The sequence below is a fragment of the Ornithinibacillus xuwenensis genome (assembly GCF_039614845.1).
Classification (GTDB): domain Bacteria; phylum Bacillota; class Bacilli; order Bacillales; family Amphibacillaceae; genus Ornithinibacillus; species Ornithinibacillus xuwenensis.
Map to the genome: position 1 here is coordinate 407,699 of NZ_JBDIML010000002.1, position 21,199 is coordinate 428,897.

Annotated in this window: 16 protein-coding genes; 13 read left to right on the forward strand and 3 right to left on the reverse strand. The window is 38.0% G+C overall.

Going from position 1 to position 21,199, the window contains the following annotated elements; all coding sequences use genetic code 11:
* Window positions 1–230 precede the first annotated feature (230 nt).
* From gltB to ABC228_RS07950, 5 genes are all read left to right on the forward strand, one after another.
* Window positions 231–4,871 carry a glutamate synthase large subunit gene (gltB, locus tag ABC228_RS07930; RefSeq protein ID WP_345824571.1) on the forward strand — a complete coding sequence of 1,547 codons (4,641 nt, stop codon included), beginning with the start codon at window positions 231–233 and terminating at the stop codon, window positions 4,869–4,871.
* A gap of 28 nt (window positions 4,872–4,899) precedes the next feature.
* Window positions 4,900–6,384, forward strand: a complete 1,485-nt coding sequence (locus tag ABC228_RS07935; RefSeq protein ID WP_345824572.1) for a glutamate synthase subunit beta — start codon at window positions 4,900–4,902, stop codon at window positions 6,382–6,384.
* A 152-nt stretch (window positions 6,385–6,536) separates the two neighbouring features.
* Window positions 6,537–7,604 carry a dual-specificity RNA methyltransferase RlmN gene (gene rlmN / locus ABC228_RS07940; protein ID WP_345824573.1) on the forward strand — a complete coding sequence of 356 codons (1,068 nt, stop codon included), beginning with the start codon at window positions 6,537–6,539 and terminating at the stop codon, window positions 7,602–7,604.
* Between the two features lie 104 nt (window positions 7,605–7,708).
* Complete coding sequence (gene asnB / locus ABC228_RS07945) at window positions 7,709–9,562, forward strand: asparagine synthase (glutamine-hydrolyzing) (protein WP_345824574.1); 1,854 nt, start codon at window positions 7,709–7,711, stop codon at window positions 9,560–9,562.
* Between the two features lie 63 nt (window positions 9,563–9,625).
* Window positions 9,626–10,264 (forward strand): DUF421 domain-containing protein, encoded by a 639-nt coding sequence (locus tag ABC228_RS07950; RefSeq protein WP_345824575.1) that lies wholly within the window; start codon window positions 9,626–9,628, stop codon window positions 10,262–10,264.
* Window positions 10,265–10,580: 316 nt separating this feature from the next.
* Here the strand turns inward: ABC228_RS07950 and ABC228_RS07955 are convergent, their stop codons facing one another.
* On the reverse strand, window positions 10,581–11,840 hold the full coding sequence (locus ABC228_RS07955; protein WP_345824576.1) for a GGDEF domain-containing protein: 1,260 nt from the start codon (window positions 11,838–11,840) through the stop codon (window positions 10,581–10,583).
* Between the two features lie 309 nt (window positions 11,841–12,149).
* Here ABC228_RS07955 and ABC228_RS07960 point away from each other — a divergent pair, with 309 nt between their 5' ends.
* From ABC228_RS07960 to ABC228_RS07975, 4 genes are read left to right on the forward strand one after another with little or no spacing between them, the layout of a single operon-like run.
* Window positions 12,150–13,340: a carboxylate--amine ligase gene (locus ABC228_RS07960; protein WP_345824577.1), complete on the forward strand. Its 1,191-nt coding sequence runs from the start codon at window positions 12,150–12,152 to the stop codon at window positions 13,338–13,340.
* 5 nt (window positions 13,341–13,345) lie between these two features.
* Window positions 13,346–14,839, forward strand: a complete 1,494-nt coding sequence (locus ABC228_RS07965) for a Mur ligase family protein (protein ID WP_345824578.1) — start codon at window positions 13,346–13,348, stop codon at window positions 14,837–14,839.
* Window positions 14,840–14,884: 45 nt separating this feature from the next.
* Window positions 14,885–15,616: an aspartate/glutamate racemase family protein gene (locus ABC228_RS07970; RefSeq protein ID WP_345824579.1), complete on the forward strand. Its 732-nt coding sequence runs from the start codon at window positions 14,885–14,887 to the stop codon at window positions 15,614–15,616.
* Between the two features lie 11 nt (window positions 15,617–15,627).
* Window positions 15,628–15,822, forward strand: coding sequence for a hypothetical protein (locus ABC228_RS07975; RefSeq protein WP_345824581.1), 195 nt, complete (start codon window positions 15,628–15,630; stop codon window positions 15,820–15,822).
* 123 nt (window positions 15,823–15,945) lie between these two features.
* On the opposite strand, the gene ABC228_RS07980 is transcribed toward ABC228_RS07975, so the two are convergent.
* Window positions 15,946–16,941: an NAD(P)/FAD-dependent oxidoreductase gene (locus ABC228_RS07980; RefSeq protein ID WP_345824582.1), complete on the reverse strand. Its 996-nt coding sequence runs from the start codon at window positions 16,939–16,941 to the stop codon at window positions 15,946–15,948.
* 390 nt (window positions 16,942–17,331) lie between these two features.
* On the opposite strand from ABC228_RS07980, the gene ABC228_RS07985 reads away from it, so the two are divergent.
* Window positions 17,332–17,742: a PaaI family thioesterase gene (locus ABC228_RS07985; RefSeq protein ID WP_345824583.1), complete on the forward strand. Its 411-nt coding sequence runs from the start codon at window positions 17,332–17,334 to the stop codon at window positions 17,740–17,742.
* Window positions 17,743–17,782: 40 nt separating this feature from the next.
* Here ABC228_RS07985 and paaX read toward each other — a convergent pair whose 3' ends face one another.
* Window positions 17,783–18,643, reverse strand: coding sequence for a phenylacetic acid degradation operon negative regulatory protein PaaX (gene paaX, locus ABC228_RS07990; RefSeq protein ID WP_345824584.1), 861 nt, complete (start codon window positions 18,641–18,643; stop codon window positions 17,783–17,785).
* Between the two features lie 331 nt (window positions 18,644–18,974).
* On the opposite strand from paaX, the gene paaA reads away from it, so the two are divergent.
* From paaA to paaC, 3 genes are read left to right on the forward strand one after another with little or no spacing between them, the layout of a single operon-like run.
* Complete coding sequence (gene paaA, locus ABC228_RS07995) at window positions 18,975–19,964, forward strand: 1,2-phenylacetyl-CoA epoxidase subunit PaaA (protein WP_345824585.1); 990 nt, start codon at window positions 18,975–18,977, stop codon at window positions 19,962–19,964.
* 18 nt (window positions 19,965–19,982) lie between these two features.
* Window positions 19,983–20,336, forward strand: coding sequence for a 1,2-phenylacetyl-CoA epoxidase subunit PaaB (gene paaB, locus ABC228_RS08000; RefSeq protein ID WP_345824586.1), 354 nt, complete (start codon window positions 19,983–19,985; stop codon window positions 20,334–20,336).
* Window positions 20,333–21,154: a 1,2-phenylacetyl-CoA epoxidase subunit PaaC gene (gene paaC, locus ABC228_RS08005; protein ID WP_345824587.1), complete on the forward strand. Its 822-nt coding sequence runs from the start codon at window positions 20,333–20,335 to the stop codon at window positions 21,152–21,154. Before paaB ends, paaC begins: the two co-directional genes overlap by 4 nt.
* Window positions 21,155–21,199 lie beyond the last annotated feature (45 nt).

The window sequence follows — 21,199 nt, forward strand, 5'->3', positions numbered from 1 at the left end:
TTCAAATAAATGTTAGCGTTTTCAAATACCGTTATTAAAGGGGTTGTATAAATATAAATTTCTGAATATTGTGTATTGGCGGTATATATGCTATAATGAAGCCAACCTGCTTTTTTAGCCCAACCTCCAATTGATTTTAATTACCAATAAATGAATGTGATATTGATGGCTTATGGCTGATTTTTAGCATAAGCCTTCTATTTTTCCAATCTCAGAAAGGAGCTGTTGTGATGACGCGAAACGGATACCCTGAACAACAGGGATTATATCGTCCAGATTTTGAACACGAGGCATGCGGAATTGGAATGATTGCTAATATCAATGGAAGAAAATCTCATAGCATCGTACAAAATGCCATTAATATGTTGTGTAATTTAGAACATCGGGGAGGACAATCGGCAGATACAAGCACTGGTGATGGTGCCGGAATTCTAACACAAATACCAAATCGATTCTTTCATAAGCAGTGTGCAAAAGAAGGGATTGAACTTCCGAATGCAGGTGATTACGCAATTGGGATGATTTTTCTTCCGAATGATCTTGATACAAGAATTGCGTGCAAACAGATTATTGAAGAAATTGTTGAGGAAGAAGGACAGTCATTTCTTGGTTGGAGGCCAGTACCCTTAAATGAATCCTTCATTGGGAATGTTGCGGCTAAAAGCAAACCAATGATTCGGCAAGCATTTATTCAAAAGTCTCCTGAAGTGCAAGAACAAATTGACTTTGAAAGAAAATTATTTATCATCCGCAAACGCATTGAACAAGTAATGAAACAAAATGCCTCTTATCATGAAACGTATATATGCAGTTTATCATCTAGAACAATTGTTTATAAAGGAATGCTGATTCCAGAGCAATTAGATTCCTTCTACATTGACCTGAACCACCCTGATTTTAAATCCGCTTTAGCTTTAGTACATTCCAGGTTTAGCACGAACACATTTCCTAGCTGGAAACGATCACATCCAAATCGGTATACCATTCATAATGGAGAATTCAATACGATACGTGGAAATGTGAATTGGATGCGGGCTAGAGAAAAACTATGCACTTCTAGTTATTTTGATGAAGAAGATTTAGCAAAGATTCTTCCCGTGATAGATGCTGATGGAAGTGACTCCTCTATTTTTGACAATACATTTGAGTTTTTACATTTATCTGGCTACTCCTTAGCACATACAGCAATGATGATGATCCCAGAGCCATGGGCAAACGATCCGATCATGAAAGAAGAAAAAAGAGATTTTTATGAGTTTCATAGTACATTAATGGAGCCGTGGGATGGACCTAGTGCCGTCGTCTATACAGATGGAAATCAAATTGGTGCTTGTTTGGATCGAAATGGCCTAAGACCAGCACGATATTATGTGACGAAGGATGGCATGATTGTGCTTGGCTCGGAAGTCGGGGCATTAGATATTTTTGCCGATGATATCTTATACAAAAGTCGTTTGCAGCCAGGAAAAATGCTGCTAGTTGATTTGGAAAAAGGGATTATTATTCCAGATGAAACGATTAAATTACAAGTAGCATCTCGAAAGCCCTATAAAGAGTGGTTGATGGAATTAAAGGATATTCAAGATATCCCAAATCCGAAGAGTCAAAAGCCTACCTATCGGGGGCACACATTATTGGAGCAACAGATTGCCTTCGGATACACCCGTGAGGAGCTTGAGAAGATAATGAAACCATTGGTTATGGAAGGCAAGGATCCAATAGGGTCGATGGGCTATGATGCTCCACTTGCAGTGTTATCGAAAAAGCCTCAGCTGTTATTTAACTATTTCAAGCAATTATTTGCTCAGGTGACCAATCCACCAATTGATGCCATACGTGAAAAACTAATTACGATGACCACAACGACAATTGGGCCAGAGGGGAATCTGTTAGAACCGGGTCCAGATAGCTGTAAGCAGATTCGTCTAGACACACCATTACTTACCAAAGAACAATTAGAAAGGTTACGTAGGAAAAGGGTACATGGCTATCGCTCTGCTACGATATCGACCTTATTCCCTATCAATTCCAATATGGAAGACGCCATGGATGAAATGTTTGTAAAAGCAGATGAAGCAATCGAACGTGGAGTTACTTTCTTAATCTTATCTGATCGCGGAATGAATAAAAAACAGGCGGCAATCCCATCTTTATTAGCTGTTTCTGGACTACATCATCACCTTATTCGTAAAGGAGTTCGTACGAAAGTAAGTATTTTAATAGAATCAGGTGAACCAAGAGAAGTTCATCATTTTGCAACATTAATTGGATATGGGGCAGAAGGAATAACACCATACATCGCTTTTGATACGATTCAATCCTTAGTTGAGAAGGAGGAGCTAGAAACATTAACGACAGAAAAAGCAGTTGAAAGTTACATTGCTTCGGTTACAGATGGCATTGTAAAAATCTTATCCAAAATGGGTATTTCCACCATTCAAAGCTATCGTGGAGCGCAAATTTTTGAAGCAATCGGTATTGCTAGTAATGTAATCGATAAGTATTTCACCGGTACTGCCTCCCGATTAGGTGGTATTGAAATAGACATGATTCAAAAGGAAACAATTATGCGTCATGAAAAGGCCTTTAACGAAAAACGAGGTGGTCATTCATCACTGGAAGAAGGAGATGATTATCAATTTCGTGCGAATGGTGAAGATCATCAATACAATCCGAAAACAATCTTTACCCTTCAGCATTCTGTGCGAACTGGTAATTACGAGTTATTTAAAACATATTCCAGAATGCTAATTGATGAGAAGCAAAATCTCCAGTCATTAAGAGGATTAGTTAAGTTTAAGCAGCGAGAGGCTATTCCGATTGAAGAGGTGGAGTCTGTTGAAATAATATGTGCACGCTTTAAAACAGGAGCTATGTCCTTTGGGGCAATTAGTAAGGAAGCTCATGAAGCACTTGCGGTAGCAATGAATCGTATTGGCGGAAAAAGTAATTCGGGTGAAGGTGGAGAGTCGATTGATCGGTTTACTCCGGACGATAATGGAGACTTGAGAAGGAGTGCCATTAAACAGGTTGCCTCTGGAAGGTTTGGTGTAACGAGTAATTATCTGGTTAATGCAGATGAAATACAAATAAAAGTAGCACAAGGTGCAAAACCCGGAGAAGGAGGACATTTGCCAGGGAAAAAGGTGTATCCATGGGTGGCAGAGGTTCGTGGATCAACGCCTGGTGTTGAATTGATATCACCACCACCTCACCACGATATATACTCTATTGAGGATTTAGCAGAGTTGATATTCAATTTGAAAAATACAAATCCTGAAGCGAGAATAAGTGTGAAGCTAGTTTCAGCAGTTGGTGTAGGGACGATTGCTGCAGGTGTTGCGAAGGGACGTGCAGATCATGTGCTGATAAGTGGGTATGATGGTGGTACTGGCGCAGCGCCAAATACAAGCTTGAAGCATGCCGGATTACCTTGGGAGATAGGTTTAGCGGAAACACATCAAACATTGCTATTAAATGGTCTAAGGGATCGAATTGCGGTTGAAGCAGATGGGAAAATGATGACAGGTCGTGATGTTGTCATTGCTACATTACTAGGTGCTGAAGAGTTTGGGTTTTCAACAGCGCCATTAGTAGCATTAGGATGCGTGATGATGCGCGTTTGCCATTTGGATACCTGTCCAGTAGGAATTGCAACGCAAAATCCAGAGCTGCGGAAGAAATTTTCAGGTGATCCAGAGCACGTCGTGAACTTCATGCGCTTTATTGCCATGGAAACTCGTGAAATTATGGCGGAGTTAGGCTTTAGATCGATTGAAGAAATGGTAGGTCGTACAGATATACTGGAAGCAAATACAGAAATTGATCATTGGAAAGCAAAAGGTATTGACCTGTCAGCTTTACTTTATCAACCAGAACAAATTAGCAATGCTGGTAGGTTTAAAATAGTAGAGCAGGACCATGGAATAGATAAAACACTTGATTTCCAAGAGCTAATACCGAATTGTAAAAGAGCATTTAAAGAGAAACAGCCAATTACATTTACGACTGCAATTCGGAATATTCACCGAGCTACTGGTACTCTACTAGGAAGTAAAATATCGAAGAAATATGGTGAGAAAGGTTTACCAGATGATACGATTCAATTAAATTTTAATGGTTCAGCAGGGCAAAGCTTTGGCGCTTATATTCCAAGTGGTATCACATTAAAGCTAATCGGTGATGCGAATGACTTTGTTGGGAAAGGTTTATCAGGCGGGAAAATAATCGTTTATCCAGATCCAGTTGTTACGTTTCAGCCGGAGAAGAATATTATTGTTGGTAATGTTGCTTTCTATGGTGCAACATCTGGCGAGGCGTATATTCGAGGTATTGCAGGCGAACGCTTTTGTGTACGGAACAGTGGTGCAAAAGTAGTTGTGGAAGGAGTCGGCGATCATGGATGTGAATATATGACAGGTGGCCGAGTTGTTGTATTAGGCGAAACAGGCAAAAATTTTGCTGCTGGTATGTCTGGTGGTATTGCCTATGTGTTTGATGAGGATGGAAGCTTCCGAGAAAAGGTAAACCCAGAGATGGTACATGTTCAAGGTCTACAAGACCTGTCAGAAGTAGATGAAGTATACGGACTAATTGAAAATCATGTTCGCTATACAAATAGTACCTATGCAGAGAGAATCTTATCCTATTGGGAAAGAAATGCGGATAAATTTGTTCGGGTCATTCCGAAAACATATGCCCAAATTCAAGATCGAATAAAAATACTTCGCTCTAGTGGGCTTACTAAATTTGAGGCAGAAATGAAGGCTTTTGAAGAGATGCACCAACCTACTGATAAGAAGAAAAAGGAAAAGACAACTAAACAAGTAATCAAACGAGATACGGTAGCTGAAAAAATAACGAGTAGATGACCGTTAAAACGTAGAGAGGAGGTAAAAAATGGGAAAACAGACTGGTTTTATGGAGTATGATCGAAAGACAAGAAGTGAAAGGAATCCTTCTATTCGAATAAAAGATTGGAATGATTACACGATTCCAATGAATGATTCTGAAGTACAACGACAGGGTGCAAGATGTATGGGATGTGGTGTCCCTACCTGTCATGTTGGAATGGAGATAAATGGCATCACAACTGGCTGCCCACTAAATCATCTCATACCGGAGTGGAATCAACTTGTATATGAAGGTAAATGGAAGGAAGCACTTGAACGTGCACATGAAAAAAATAACTTTCCGGAATTCACAGGTATTGCTTGTCCCGCGCCTTGTGAAGGAGCATGTGTGTTAGGTATTAATGAGCCCGCAGTCGCAATCAAATCAATTGAACGAGCAATTGTAGAAAAGGGATTTGAAGAAGGGTGGATAACGCCAAACCCTCCTGTAAGACGTACCGGTAAAAAGGTTGCAGTAGTTGGTTCAGGTCCGGCTGGACTTGCAGCTGCAGCACAATTAAATAAGGCAGGTCATTCGGTTACAGTATTTGAACGTGATGACCGTTTAGGTGGATTACTTACCTATGGTATTCCAGAAATGAAGCTACCCTATGAAATTGTTGAAAGACGTATAAGATTACTAGAACGTGAAGGTATCAAGTTTCAAGCAAACACGGAAGTAGGCAAGGACTATCCGGTTAAAAAGCTCCAGGAGGAGTTCGATGCGATCATTTTAACAGGTGGTGCTACCGTACACCGTCATATCGAGGTTGAGGGGAATAGCTTGAAGGGTGTACACCCTGCCATGGATTTCTTGCATACCAATACCAAGAGTTTACTAGATTCTAATCTTCAAGACGGTAATTATATAGCAGCAACCGATAAGAATGTTATCGTGATTGGTGGTGGTGATACGGGTACAGATTGTTTAGCAACAGCAGTCCGTCACAATTGTAAGAGCCTAACGCAATTTGATATCTATGAAAAGAAAGGATTAGAGCGAGATTGGGATACAAACCCATGGCCGCAATACCCAATAATCCATCGAGAAGAATATGGGCATAAGGAAGCAGTAAATAAACATGGAGATGATCCACGTGCTTATGCTGTCGCAACGAAAAAATTTGTTGGGGATAATAATGGGCATATTAAAGAAGTTCACACCATAAATGTAAAAACACGTTATGAAAACGGAAAGAAAATCCGGGAGGAAATCCCTGGTACGGAAAAAGTTTGGCCAGCAGACCTTGTTCTTATCGCTATTGGTTTCCAAGGGCCAGAACAGAGTGTGCTAGAACAGTTATCAATAGAAAGAAATGCAAACACAACTGTAAAAGCAGAATATGGACGTTACACTACCAATGTTGATGGTATATTTGCAGCAGGAGATATGCGTAGGGGACAAAGTTTAATCGTTTGGGCAATCCATGAAGGAAGAGAGGTTGCTAGAGAATGTGATCGATTCTTAATGGAGGAAACGGATCTTCCGTAATTAGAGACTCGTTGATTGCGAGTCTCTTTTTTATGAAAATTAATTTGCTTAGAATACAGACATCAAGTATGATAGTAAAGTAATTTAGATAGGATATATACTGGAACTTTCCAGTTTGAACTTATAGCATTTTGGAGAAAAGAGGTTTAATAATGGCAAAACAATCCATTTACGGATTAACAATGGAGCAATTAACAGCGTGGCTAGTGGAAAACGGGCAGAAACGTTTTCGGGCTGAACAGGTTTGGGATTGGCTCTACAAAAAACGCGTAAAGCAATTCTCGGATATGAAGAATGTCAATAAAGAAACAATCGCATTGTTAGAAGAACATTTTGTTCTAGAAACTTTGGAAGAAGAAATTAAACAGGTTTCGAAAGATGGAACGGTCAAATTTCTATTTAAATTGTCTGATGGAAACTTAATCGAAACGGTATTAATGCGATTTAATTATGGACTGTCTGTTTGTGTAACAACACAGGTAGGCTGTAATATTGGTTGTACATTTTGTGCGAGTGGTTTATTGCGTAAAAGTCGCGATTTATCAAGTGGGGAAATTGTAGAGCAAATAATGAACGTGCAAAAACATTTAGATGAACAAGGAAAAGATGAACGAGTTAGTCATATCGTAGTGATGGGTATCGGAGAACCATTCGATAACTTTAATAACCTTGTAGATTTTATTAAGGTTGTCAATGATGAGAAAGGTCTAAAAATTGGTCAACGTCATATTACGGTGTCTACAAGCGGTCTGGCACATAAAATATACGAGTTTGCTGATACTGGGTTACAGGTTAATTTAGCGATTTCCTTACACGCACCAAACAACGAACTAAGAACAAGTATTATGAAAATTAACCGCGCATTTCCGATTGAAAAATTAATGCAAGCTGTTGATTATTACTTAGAGAAGTCTAATCGTCGTATCACGTATGAGTATATTATGCTTAAGGATGTTAATGATCACCAAGAAGAAGCCTTACAGCTGGCGAAGCTATTAGGGAAGAAGCGTCATTTATCATATGTGAATTTAATTCCTTATAATGCTGTTGAAGAGCATAATCAATATCAAAGAAGTAATACAGCTTCTATTCAGGCTTTTTATGAAACCTTGAAGAATAATGGAATTAACTGTGGCGTTCGTTGGGAAAATGGTGCAGATATCGACGCTGCCTGCGGACAGTTAAGAAGTAAGCAAATCAAAAAACAAAAAATTGTTTAAGGATAACGGAAACGAGACTGACTCAAAAAATTGAGTCAGTCTTTTTTAGTTTGAATATACTATTGAGATATAACTGTATAAAGCGGTAAAAAGGGGTAATTAGTATGTGTGGATTCGTTGGTGTACTTCGTGATGATGAACACCAATTTACGGAAGAATATCGAAATCAAATAATGAATGCAAGTAAACACTTGAAGCATAGAGGACCAGATGAAAATGGGACGTTTATGGATAAAAGTATTCAACTAGAGTTTGTTCGACTAAGTATCATTGATTTGGTAGGAGGAAGTCAACCATTTCTCTTTGGAGCCGATCGATTCATTCTGGTGTTTAATGGGGAAGTCTATAATTACAAATCGCTACGAACAAGGCTTGAAAAAAAGGGACATTCCTTTGAAACAGCTTCTGATACGGAAGTTGTTGCGACGATGTTTTTAGAATTTGGTGTGGAAGCCTTTAGAGAACTAAGAGGAATGTATGCCATTGCGATTTGGGATAGAGAAGAAGAAATCTTGTATGGTGCTAGAGATCCCTTTGGTATTAAGCCATTTTATTATTATGAAAACGAAGGTGAATTTCTGTTTGCATCAGAGAAAAAGGCCATTATAAACCTAACCTCAAACCTACCACTAAACAAACAAGCATTACAACACTACCTTTCCTTTCAATATGTTCCATCCCCTATGACATTAACAGAGGAAATATGGTCGCTTGAGCCAGGGCATTATTTTGTGAAGACCGCACAAAATCCAATCAAAAAGAAACGATATTTTCACGCAACATTTCAACCCGTTGACGGAAAAGAAAAACAAATTATTAACAGAATTCAAGAGGTTATGGTTGATTCTGTATCGGCACATTTACAAAGTGATGTGCCTGTTGGTGCGTTCTTATCTGGGGGAATTGATTCAAGCCTTGTAGTAGGGATTGCAAAGCAAATTCAGCCATCCATAAAGACCATCTCGGTAGGATTCTCGGAAGCTGGATATTCTGAAATTCCCATAGCGGAGCAGACAGCCCAGGAACTTGCTGTCGATAATATCTCCTATATTATAAGTCCACAAGAATATGTAGAAAGCTTACCGGAGATAATGCGGTATCTGGATGATCCATTGGCAGACCCCTCTTGTGTTCCGCTATATTTTGCTGCAAGAGAGGCAAGTAATCACATGAAAGTAGTGCTATCTGGTGAAGGGGCAGATGAACTATTTGGTGGTTACAACATATATCGTGAATTCGAGTCACTTAAACTATTTAATAGACTACCGACTATTAGTTTGAAGTGGCTGCAAAAACTAGCGCGAATCATTCCAAAGGGCATTGCTGGTAGAAGCTTTATTGAACGTGGAACAACGCCATTGAAGGATAGGTATATTGGTAATGCTAAAATGTTTGAAGAGAAAGAAAAACAAGCACTCCTACTATCCTATCAAGATTCAAATGACTTTCGAAAAATTACAGAACCCCTATATCAGCGAATTGGTGAAGAACATCCTACGAATCAAATGCAATACATTGACATCCATACATGGCTCCCAGGGGATATCTTATTAAAGGCTGATCGAATGACAATGGCACACTCCATCGAGTTGCGTACACCATTCCTGGATAAAGAGGTGTTTGAAGTAGCCAGAAAAATCCCGATTGAATATAAAATTTGCGATAAGACAACAAAAGCAATATTGCGAAAAGCTGCTAGTGATTTTGTTCCAGAGCATGTAGTAAATCGCAAAAAACTCGGTTTTCCAGTTCCAATCAGCAGTTGGCTTCGGAATGAGTTATATGAATGGGCGAAGGAACTGATTCAGCAAAGTCAAACGGATGATATTGTGAATAAATCCTATTGTTTCAATTTGTTAGTTGAACATGTTCACCACAATCGTGACAACGCACGAAAAATTTGGACCGTGCTGATGTTTATGCTTTGGCATAGAATTTTTATAGAGGAAAGTAATTAAAATTGTATATTACGCTCTCAATTACAAAAACTTTTATATAAAAGTATGTGAGAGGGAGATTGTATGGATTGGATATGGAAGTCGGTCTTAATCGTTATAGCTGGTACAGTATTATTACGGATTGCTGGTAGAAAGTCAATCTCTCAAATGACATTGCCACAAACCGTCATCATGATAGGAATTGGCTCTCTATTAATTCAGCCATTAGCGGGTAAAAATATCTGGGTTACAATCGGTGTAGGTGCAATTCTAGTATTGACACTTATCATTATGGAATATGCTCAAATAAAAGGGGATGTATTCGAGAAATTATTTACTGGTAATTCGAAAACAATAATTGAAAATGGCACTATACATGAACAGAATTTGAAAAAAGTTCGACTTACGGTCGATCAATTAGAAATGATTCTAAGACAGCAAAACATATCCAATATTAGTGATGTCCAGTATGCAACACTAGAGCCGAATGGGCAGCTTGGGTATATTTTAAAACAAGAAGCACAACCAGTAACAAAAAAAGAGTTTCAACAGCTTCTTGATGTTATCAAGCAAACGGGTACTTTGAATGAAAATATAGTCCAGCTAAATCAAGAGATTCGTAACATAAAGAAGCAATTAGAACAACAAAAGCTTGGGGATAATATGTTTACTGAGGTTGCCAATCACGGGCATGATAAACAAGTTCCAAAGCATTTACAGTAAGGAAGAAATCTAAAAGAGGCTGGGACAAAAGTATTTTTAGCAAGGAAAAAACGAACGATTATGGCTTGTGCATATATTCCGATCCGGAAATATACTTCGCTTTCACTTCCAGTACAGGGGCGACAACTGTTCGTGAGCAACCTCACAGTGTCTACCTTGCCGCGGGCGGCTAGTGAGCCTCCTCGCGCTAGCGCACTGCGGGGTCTCACCGATGCCTTCCCTCCCGCAGGAGTCTACGTATATTTCCGGATCTAGTTTAGCTTTCGTTCGGCTTTTTAGAATTACCTTATAGTTTTGTCCCATCCTCTTTCTTTTATTAGTCAGTATATCTTACGGATAATGGAGTATCGATCAATCCATCCTTCGCAGAAATTCGGTTCTTACCGAGATCTTTTGATTTTATTAGAAGCTGATCAGCGTTAATATAGGCATTTTTAATATCTAAGGTTTCATCTGCTTTATAGTAATATAACCCGAACGAAGCCGTAAGGGAAATGTGAATGGTTTCATCCTGATATTCTGCGACAGCAGGTGTATCTTTAACACCATCTCGCAACTCCTCTACTAGCGCTAGACATTCCTCGTAACTCCTGTTTCGTAGGAATATCGTGAATTCCTCGCCACCACTTCTAAAAAGAAAATCTTCTTCCGTTAAAAAGCTTTGCAATACAGATGCAAAATGCTGGATTGCTCGATCACCTACTGCATGATTATAGGAATCATTAATTCGCTTAAAGGAATCTATGTCCGTTACAATAATCCCTAATTGTTCTCCAGAACTATTTAATTCACTCATTTTCTTATCCATAAAGGTACGGTTATAAATTTCAGTAAGAAAATCTGTATAAGCCATTTGCTCAAATTTATCTCGTTCCATCTTATGCTGTAATGTTTGATTAATAGCGATATTGGAACGGCTTACGAGGTAATTCAAAAGGAATAAGCCGATAATCATTTCCCATTGCTCGTCCTGTAGGAAAATAAATAGAAAAGCATTAGAAAATGCAATCTTTCCCATATCGAGAATGCTTCTACTTTTAATAAATGCAATAGCATCCTTCACCGTTTTAATATCTCCAGTTGCCGTGAAAATAATGGTTAAGTATAGGTGAGATAGTAGAGACATGATAATGACTAGTGCAATGATAAGTATCCAAAATCCAAAAGGAACTCTTTCAAAAATTGGAATTAGGACTTGGAAAAGGTAATATGCAATCGCGCCATTTAGTGCAAAAGACCCAGTGTTGTAGAATGTGTGTAAGAATTCTTCTTCATCCGCAGTCTTCGTTGCTTTCCGGAAAACAAATAATGTAAACATATAAAGGGCTTCAAAGATAAATGCTCCAAGAGGACCTACAAATAATGCCATCGATAGACTGTATGAAATGGCGTAATCAATATTGTGATTCCCTTTTCTCACCGCTACTTTGAGGTGATAATAAAGAATAGAAAAAAGATAAAATAGTAGTAGTGCCCATATGTAAACCTTTGTATCTACTTTTATAGGTCCAGAAGTAACAGCAACGATAACAGAAGCGATAAAAATAAATATTATGAAAATTCTATCAAAACGCATGGACTGCATATCCCTCCCTTCCGATCTATTAGTACTTAAGTAACTAGTTTATTGGGTAAAAATTCCTATATGATTTAATATATCACAATTTTGAATAGAATCTTACAAATTTTTTCAAAAAAGTCATAAAAATTTTTGAGGTGATTTTACGAATGAAATTGATAAATACAATAGATTTCATCCTCATATTGACTTATTGAAGAATACCGAATACACGCGTATAATGAGATTATGTATAGGATAAAAAAATAATAAAGATACACTTACTTGAATAGGTCAAGTAATGAATCCGTCTTTAGGAGTAGAGAGATGAATCATAAAGCTGTCATTTTAGGCAATAATTATTATATAGGACTTAGTACAATTAGAAGTCTCGGAGCGGAAGGTGTACATACGGTAGCAGTGGATTATTCGGAAGAAGACCGATATGGAGCTGCATCAAAGTATTGTTCGGAATCACTTCTTGTACCACATTATAAAACGGATACGGAAGGCTTCATTAACGCATTAATCGATTATGCCAAGAAGCAAGCGGATAAACCAGTGCTCATACCTTGTCATGATACCTATTTAGAGGTAATTGATGCACATTTAAATAAAATTAAAGAATATTATCTAATTCCACAAACCGAACAGGGCTTAGCAACTAGAGTCATGAATAAAGATACATTACATGCGCTTGCAACAGAACATGGTGTACGCGTGCCGGAAACGGTTCGCATTCATGAACCAAACTTTCATGATCGTGTTGAGAACGAAATAAAATATCCTTGTTTAGTAAAACCATTTGATTCACCTAGCTTTGTAGCAACATTTAGGAAGAAGATTTTTAAGGTTCATAATAGAGAAGAGCTTGATGAAGCATTAGCAATGGCGAAGGATGCAGATTTAGAAGTATTTGTACAGCGAATCATTCCAGGGTTTGATGATCATATGTATACCTTTGATGCTTATTTAAATCAGGAATCCAAGATTACACATTGGACGACATGTCAAAAGCTACGTCAATATCCGATTAATTTCGGGGCATCGGTATATACGATTCAAAAGTTTACGCCGGAGTTATTTGATATTGGTTCTAAGTTTTTAGAAGGTATTGGTTATAAGGGATTTGCAGAAATCGAATTTAAGAAGGATGAAGAGACTGGAGAATTCTATCTGATTGAGATTAATGCAAGGATCACAAACTTTAACCACTTACTTTATAAGGTGGGTCTTAATTTCCCGTATATTACATACAGAGAAATGATTGGTGCCCCGTTAGAACCAAAATCCGTAACCGAAACAACAAACCGAGCATTTTGGTATGGTTATGAGGATGCACTTGCTGTTAAGGATTATATTAAAAGTGGACAGCTTAAAACATCAGAAGTCGTAAAATCGCTATTTCGACCAAAAGCCTATGCGATTTGGAGCATTAGCGATCCGAAGCCAGCAGTAGCTTTCATGAAGACAAGATTAGGAAAATTATTTGGAGGCCGAAAAAAGGCAAGGAGGTAGTAGAAATGCAGTTGAAAGAATTACTAGAAGCAATCGAAGTAATCAATGATAGGGAAGTAGATGCGGTACAGATTAAAGAGGTCTCCTATCATTCGCAGAAGGTTGAGCAAGGTCATCTCTTTGTTTGTGTGAAAGGCTACAAGACTGATGGACACAAATACCTTGCAGATGCAGTCAAACGTGGTGCGGTAGCTGCGATAGTTGAAGACTATCAAGAGGATGTAAACATACCACAATATGTCGTTCACAATAGTAGGATTGCACTTGCTAAGTTAGGGGCTCATCTATATCAGTATCCATCAAGGAAAATGAATATGATTGGAATTACAGCAACGAATGGAAAAACAACTACCTCCTACATGACGAATGCTATCTTGGAAAACGAAGGGCATCGTACAGGTCTTATCGGAACGGTAATTGTTAAAAATGGTGACGAATCGATTCCTGCTGAATTGACGACTCCTGAATCGCTAGACCTACAGCACTATTTAAGTGATATGGTTCAAAATGATGTGAGCCATGTAACGATGGAGGTATCGTCTGCAGCGCTTGAACTACATCGTGTGGAGGGCGTTGAATACGATATTGTTTCATTAAATAATATGAGTCGCGAGCATATGGAAATGCATGGAACCTTCGAAAGATATTTTGAAGTGAAATCGAGCTTAATTCGAAATGCATCTGAGAATAGCTTTGCGGTATTAAATCTAGACGATCCATATTCTTCTTCTTTAGTTGATAAAACAAAGGCGAAGGTTATTTCATTTGGTGTTGAAAGTCGAGAGGGTTTCATTCATTGTAAGAACCTTGATTTAACAACTGGACGAGGAAGATTTACTGTCGAAATTTTGAAGCCTTTTGAAGCCCATGGATTGAAGTTTGAACCGAGTGAATTTGATGTGGAACTAGCCGTTCCTGGCTTGCACTCCGTCTATAATTCAATGGTCGCTATTATAATTGGACTTCTTAGTGGTGTATCTGTCTCCACTATTCAAAAAACGCTAAAAGAATTTACTGGTGTACCTAGAAGATTTGAATTTATTTATGAAGAGGCTATTAAAGTTGTTGATGACCATTTTGCTAATCCAGGCAATATCAATGTAACGCTACAAACATTAGACTTTATGGATTATGAAAATCTCCATGTCGTATATGCAATAAGAGGTCAAAGAGGTGCAACGATTAACCGAGAAAATGCTGAGGTTATTGTCGATTGGGCAGAAAAATTAGGTATTACAGAACTAATTGCAACACGTAGTGTGTCACACACAACTCCTAAAGATGAAGTGACAGATGATGAAGTGCGTGCATTTTTAGATGTTATGGAAAAAGCAAATATCAAAGTACGTTTATATAATGAATTGCCAGATGCTATTGAAGATTCGTTATCCAAAGCAAGCAAAGGTGATTTAATATTGCTAGCAGGTTGCCAGGGCATGGACTATGGTGCTGGAATTGCGCTTGAATCGTTGAATAAGGAAAATGTTGAAGTTAAATAAGATGTATTGCAGTTGGCACAGCATCAGATAAAGCAGGTGGATAGGTTGGAACAAAAAAAGCTCGGTGTATTAGGTGGCATGGGTCCTGCTGCTACCTCACTGTTTTTTGAGAGGGTTATTGAAAATACGGTAGCGAATAAGGATCAGGAGCATTTAGACATGGTTATTCTTAATCATGCAACGATTCCTGATCGAACAAAAGCTATTCTAGAAAATGACAAGCAATTGTTTTTAGACGCAGTGAAAAAGGATTTTCAAATATTTGAAGCAGCTGATGTTCATAATATTGCCATTCCTTGTAATACTTCGCATTTCTTTTATGACGAGATGCAAGAAATGACCTCGATTAACATTATTAATATGATCGAAGAAACGGTTCGCTTTATACGTCAGCAATATGGACCGACAGCTAAAGTTGGAATTTTAGCAACGGATGGAACCATTAATACAGGTATATATCAACAAGAGTGTCATAAGTATAATATGAAGGCTCATATCCCAGATGTGCATGTTCAAGCGCAGGTTATGCAGACGATTTATGATTTTAAAGCAGATAAGCCAGTTAATGTACTAGGATTTGAACGCATCATTTCAAACATGATTGAAATGGAGCGCTGTGACTGTGTTATTCTAGGATGTACCGAGCTTTCTTGTATTGAAATTAGTGAACATCTAATTCCATATTGCGTCGATGCAATGCAGGTATTAGCAAATGAAGCAATTCTGTTATCTGGAAAAATGTTAAAAAAGCGTGTTGCAATCCCAAATTTTGAGTGAGGGGGAGATTCATGAACAAGCAAGCATTTGATGAATTCTTACTCGAATCGTTTAAGGATGGTAGAAGTATACGTGAATTAAGACTAACAGATGAAGAAGCAAATTATGTTAAGATAAAAATACCTAGAGCAAAATTTAAAAGGATGCAGGATTGTGAGCATACATCCAAAAAATGGTATGAAGTTGACACTCGTCGTTTCAATTGATGATAACAAGCCCAATTATCGCGGAGGACTTAGTGAATAAAGAGTCCTGCCGCGATTTTTTATAGATGGATTAGAGTGACGAAGCTCTCATAAGCCAAATACTGCTTAATTGTAATACGTTACCTATTTCGAGTTCTCGAATAGGTGTGTACTATGAACGCTAAGCTTTGCCTTCGGATCGAGGAATGCTTTTGCATGGTTAACAGCAATGGTAGCTTCTCCAAAGCCAGTGGCGATTAACTTTGGTTTACCGTCATAAGAACAAATATCCCCCGCTGCATAGATACCATCAATATTTGTTTCCATACGTCCATTTACAATCACGGCATTTTTGGTGGTTTGAAGCCCCCATAATTTTATCGGGCCAATATTGGTCATGAATCCATAATTAACAATGATATGATCAACTGGAAATAGTTCCTGTTTATCTCCCTTTACTTCTTGAATGAATACTTCCTCTATTGTACCCTTATTCCCACTGATACCAACTAATTCATAAGGGGTTTTAATGGAAATGGATGCTTGTTGTAAGGCGGAAATGCTATGTTCATGAGCCCGAAATGCTGTACGTCGATGTATGAGTGTAACGCTTCTAGCAATATTACGTAAAGCAAGTGCCCAGTCAACCGCAGAATCTCCACCGCCACAAACAAGTACTCGTTTATCTTTAAAACTTTCTAAGGATTTCACGAAATAATGGATGGCAGTATTTTCGTATTCTGTTGCGTTTTCTAGCTTAAGCTTTCGTGGCTCAAAAGCTCCCGCTCCTGCCGTAATGATGACACTTCTCGATAGATGAATTCCTTTAGATGTATGGATTTCAAAGATGCCGTTCTCTAACTTTATTATATTTTCTACTTGTTCATTTAAACAAATTCTTGGCGAAAAAGTGTTAGCTTGTTGATGAAGTTTAGCAACCAATTCCTTTGCTTTTATTCCAGGGAATCCGGCAACATCATATATATATTTATCCGGATATAATGCCGCTAATTGACCTCCTACTTCTGGCATACTATCTAATAGCTTCACAGATGCCTCCCTCATGCCAGCATAAAATGCTGTAAAAAGCCCAACTGGGCCTGCTCCAATAATGGCTATATCAACAAGATCGTTACGCATTAGATAACCCCCTTCTAAAGTTAAGCTCCTGTATGTGAAAAAGTAAGTATGAGAGAAAAAATACACATACTTAAATTAATATAACGTTAATAAAACGATACAAATATTATTGTTATATAAATAATAAAAATATAATACGCACAAGTCAATAAATTTTTAATATTTAAACAAAAATTGCTGTTACTCCTACATTATTCTTCATTAAATTCAATTTTAGGTGGATTTTAGTTAAGATAATTCCATATTAACGTTTACTTTAAATTGTAAGATAGTAATATAAATTTAGATAATATTGACTTTTAATATTAATAAATGTAAAGTTTAAATAACGTTAATAATACGGTATTTATAAAATCGATATATTCAAAATGATGATGAGGAGGATAGCAAATGAAGTATACGATTTCTGATTTGAAACAGGTTGTTTCAGAAGGGCGGACTCCACCGCCTTGCGATAAGACCATGCAAGTAGTAGTTGACTACGCTGAAGAAGGTATTGCAAAAGGTGTTTGGAATGTGGATCATAAGTACATAAACGGATTAGGTGTCGTGATGGGTGGTTTTTTGTCTTCAGCAGCAGATATTCTAATGGCCTATGCTATTTCTTCCAAGCTAGCGAATGACCAGAGTTTTGTATCCATCGATCTAGATACTACGTTCCATCGCCCCGCTATGGAAGGAGAAATAGAGGTGGTGGCTCGTGTTGAGAAAATGGGTAGAACATTAGCATATGTAGTAGCTGAGCTGAAGCAAAATGAGAAAAAAGTTGCGACATGTGTTTCCTCTTTGCTAATTCAATAAACTTAATCGTGACAAAGAAAAGAAGTAGCGACGACATTCGCTACTTCTTTAATTCTTCTTTTATCTGATTTATTTCTCCCATTTCAAAGACTTCTTTAAAGAAAGTGTTTGCGGGTTCGATTAGCATATTGTAATAATCTTTAAATAGTGACGCGGCAGAATCTCCTAGCCATCTCTTTGGCAAAAGCTCTTGTGGGAGATTCGGATCAATGAAGAGGAACTTCCGATATTGATGTACTAATAAGGCAGATTTCACAAAACAACTTCCGTTGCTCAACTCTCCCTTTTCAATTCTATTTTTGTCAATGACATACTTTTGACTATATTCTTGAATAAACGATTGGTATTTCGCATTCACTTCATCTAAATTCCAGCACTTTTGAACCAAATCGGATTGATTATTCATACCCTCATAAGATGCGTTGAAATAAGAAACATACTCGTTAATATCATACTTTTCAATTAATCGATTCACTTGTTCTTCTAATGGATTAGGTGTTATCCAGCAACTGTTCGAAAGTAGTCCGAACCCACTCCATACAAGCTCTTTTCTCAATTCATCACGAAGATGCCGCTTGTTTTCGGGAATCGTATAGACAAGAATTCTCCATTGGCCGTCCCACGAAGGGTGGTCTGTTTTATAAATTCTTTTTGATGCTTCCTCCATCCGTGCTTGCCCTCGTTCGGTTAGTGAGTAATAGCTTTTATTTCCTATCTTTTTCGATTGCACCCAGCCTTGTTTACTCATGCGCGATATAGCAGCACGAACAGACTGCTCGTTATGGCCAAATTCCTGCAGCAGTCGAATCAGGCTGCCGATCCAAATTACATTATCGTGATGTCTTATATAATCACCAAATAAAGTGAAAATCATGGACCTTGTATTAAATTGCTTTTCCATCAAAACTTCCTCTCTCTTGTAAACCGTGCAATATGATTTCTTACATTAATAGTTCAAATTTTAACAGAATAAATTACTTCTGAATAGCTATTCAAATTAAAAACAGTCATTTTATGATAGAAAAAACCTCTGAATAATATATGCCTATTTATTTACGATTGAATAATTATCGTTATGAAAATAGTCTTGCATAACGCATTATGTAGCCGTTCTTCTTAACTATAGCATAAAATGTCGACTTAAATTGCGAAAATTTAAAATAATCTTATTGTCATTAATATAACAGTTTGATATGATTACGTTAAATAAACGTTATAAAAGAGGTGCTGGCATGTATAACTATGTGGAAGACGGCGATTCCAAAACAACTGCATATGTTGAACGCGATCAGGTTAAATATGACGCATTTATGGCCCGTATTGAATCAGGAGAGAAGATAGAAGCAGATGACTGGATGCCGGAGGATTATCGTCAGGCTTTAATAAAGCTTATTTCGATGCACGGTATTAGTGAAATAATGGGCGCACTACCTGAAAAAGAGTGGGTACCAAAGGCGCCAACCTTAAAAAGGAAATTAGGTATTATGGCGAAGGTTCAGGATGAAATGGGTCATGGTCAGCTTTTATTACGTGTTGCGGAAGACTTGATGACTCCATACGGAAAAACGCGAGAGGATTTAATGGAGGATCTACTAAATGGAGACTTGAAGTTTCATAATGTTTTCCATATGCCGACCAAGAGTTGGGCAGATGCTGGTATGGTCGGTTGGCTAGTTGATGGTGCTGCAATTATGTCACAAACGAATATGCTTGATGCTTCCTATGGACCTTATCAACGAGCACTTCAACGAATTTGTCAGGAAGAGGTATTTCACGCGCAGCATGGAGAAGCAATTATCATGGCATTAGCAGAGGGAAATGACTATCAGCGAGAGATTTTACAGGAATCATTAAATCGTTGGTGGCCTGCTTTGCTTATGTTCTTTGGTCCAAGTAGTGCAGAAACTACAGGCTCATCCAAGCAGGATATTATGATTAAGTACCGCATTCGCAAAAGTACAAATGAAGAGCTTCGCCAAGCATTTTTAGCCAAGTATTTACCGCGTGTGTTTTCTTTAGGACTAACGGTACCTGATGAAACGGTGCACTTTGATGAAGCAAATGATAAATGGGTATATGCGCAACCGGATTGGGATGAATTTAAACAGATTATTCGAAACAAAGGACCACGTTCCAAAGAAAGACTTCGCTTACGTCAAATAGCTTATGAAAATAATCGATGGGTGAGGCAGGCTTTAGCGACAGAGACTGTTGGCGTTTAACGGAAAGGAGAAATAAGAATGACTAAGGAGTCCGACTTTTACCAGGTTTATGAGGTGTTTAGTCGAAGGGGAGTAAAGGCACCAATGCAGCATCAGTTTAGTTTACTTGCTCCAAATAAAGAAATGGCCATGATAATGGCTCAAGAGAATTTTATGAGGCGCGAAGATTCAATTGACGTATGGGTCGTGAAACAAAGTGATATTCGGAAAATGACAAGTGAGGAAAGACAGACTTGGACCAACCGTCTAGATAATAAGGATTATCGTACAACAAAGGGGTATGGTTATTTACGAAAAAAATGGCGTGACAAGGAACAGGGTATGCTCGATGAAAAGGAAATTATGTCTTGGAAAGAGGTGAAGAAGCAATGAATTCAATTGTAGAGTCACCGGAACAAGCAAAACAAGATGATAATTATTTGAATGCATTAAAAGAGCTATTACTTCAACTTGCGGATGATGATTTTATAACCTCTTTTAGGGGATCGGAGTGGCTAGGGCTAGCGCCTCATATTGAAGAGGATGTGGCGTATTCCTCTATTACACAAAACACAATGGGTCATGCAGCCATGTTTTATGACTTATTAGAAGAGCTTGGGGAAGGTGACGCGAACTCCATTGCACATGATCGGAATGCTGAACAAAGAAGAAACGGTACGTATTTAGAAAAGCGAAATGGAGAAGGTGTCTATTTCGAGGAGCCATATTATGACTGGGCATTAACGGTTGTGCGAAGCTTCTTCTATGAAACGTTTAAAAAAATTAAAATGGAAGCGATTTCAGGAAGCTCCTATAAGCCTTTAGCTAATGTGGCCAAAAAAGTCTTAATGGAGCAGCCTTATCATCTGGCACACTGGAAGCTTTGGGTGTCACAGCTTCAAGCATCGTCTGAAGAGGCGAAGCAACGTATGAAAGAACGTGTATTACAAGCCTGGGACGAATTTGAAGACGTATTAGAGCTAGGATTACATGGTTCGGATATGGTGAAGTATCAATTGATTACCTGTGATGAAGAGCAGCTAAAAGCAATATGGCTAGAACGAGTTTCGGAAACATTGCTAGATGTGCCATCCAATTCATTAGGAAAGAAATATGGAAATGGTAGAAATGGAGAACATACCGATGATTTAAAGAAAGCTCTTTCAACACTAGCAGAAGTATATAACCGTGATAAAACAGCAGTCTGGTAATTTATCAGTCTTATTTTTATCACAGTGAATATGTATTTAGCAAGG

What these genes read in the sequence shown, in the direction of transcription:
- gltB (WP_345824571.1), top strand. Translation starts at nt 231, where the DNA reads ATGACGCGAAACGGATACCCTGAACAACAGGGATTATATCGTCCAGAT.
- ABC228_RS07935 (WP_345824572.1), top strand. Translation starts at nt 4,900, where the DNA reads ATGGGAAAACAGACTGGTTTTATGGAGTATGATCGAAAGACAAGAAGT.
- rlmN (WP_345824573.1), top strand. Translation starts at nt 6,537, where the DNA reads ATGGCAAAACAATCCATTTACGGATTAACAATGGAGCAATTAACAGCG.
- asnB (WP_345824574.1), top strand. Translation starts at nt 7,709, where the DNA reads ATGTGTGGATTCGTTGGTGTACTTCGTGATGATGAACACCAATTTACG.
- ABC228_RS07950 (WP_345824575.1), top strand. Translation starts at nt 9,626, where the DNA reads ATGGATTGGATATGGAAGTCGGTCTTAATCGTTATAGCTGGTACAGTA.
- ABC228_RS07955 (WP_345824576.1), bottom strand. Translation starts at nt 11,840, where the DNA reads ATGCGTTTTGATAGAATTTTCATAATATTTATTTTTATCGCTTCTGTT.
- ABC228_RS07960 (WP_345824577.1), top strand. Translation starts at nt 12,150, where the DNA reads ATGAATCATAAAGCTGTCATTTTAGGCAATAATTATTATATAGGACTT.
- ABC228_RS07965 (WP_345824578.1), top strand. Translation starts at nt 13,346, where the DNA reads ATGCAGTTGAAAGAATTACTAGAAGCAATCGAAGTAATCAATGATAGG.
- ABC228_RS07975 (WP_345824581.1), top strand. Translation starts at nt 15,628, where the DNA reads ATGAACAAGCAAGCATTTGATGAATTCTTACTCGAATCGTTTAAGGAT.
- ABC228_RS07980 (WP_345824582.1), bottom strand. Translation starts at nt 16,941, where the DNA reads ATGCGTAACGATCTTGTTGATATAGCCATTATTGGAGCAGGCCCAGTT.
- ABC228_RS07985 (WP_345824583.1), top strand. Translation starts at nt 17,332, where the DNA reads ATGAAGTATACGATTTCTGATTTGAAACAGGTTGTTTCAGAAGGGCGG.
- paaX (WP_345824584.1), bottom strand. Translation starts at nt 18,643, where the DNA reads ATGGAAAAGCAATTTAATACAAGGTCCATGATTTTCACTTTATTTGGT.
- paaA (WP_345824585.1), top strand. Translation starts at nt 18,975, where the DNA reads ATGTATAACTATGTGGAAGACGGCGATTCCAAAACAACTGCATATGTT.
- paaB (WP_345824586.1), top strand. Translation starts at nt 19,983, where the DNA reads ATGACTAAGGAGTCCGACTTTTACCAGGTTTATGAGGTGTTTAGTCGA.
- paaC (WP_345824587.1), top strand. Translation starts at nt 20,333, where the DNA reads ATGAATTCAATTGTAGAGTCACCGGAACAAGCAAAACAAGATGATAAT.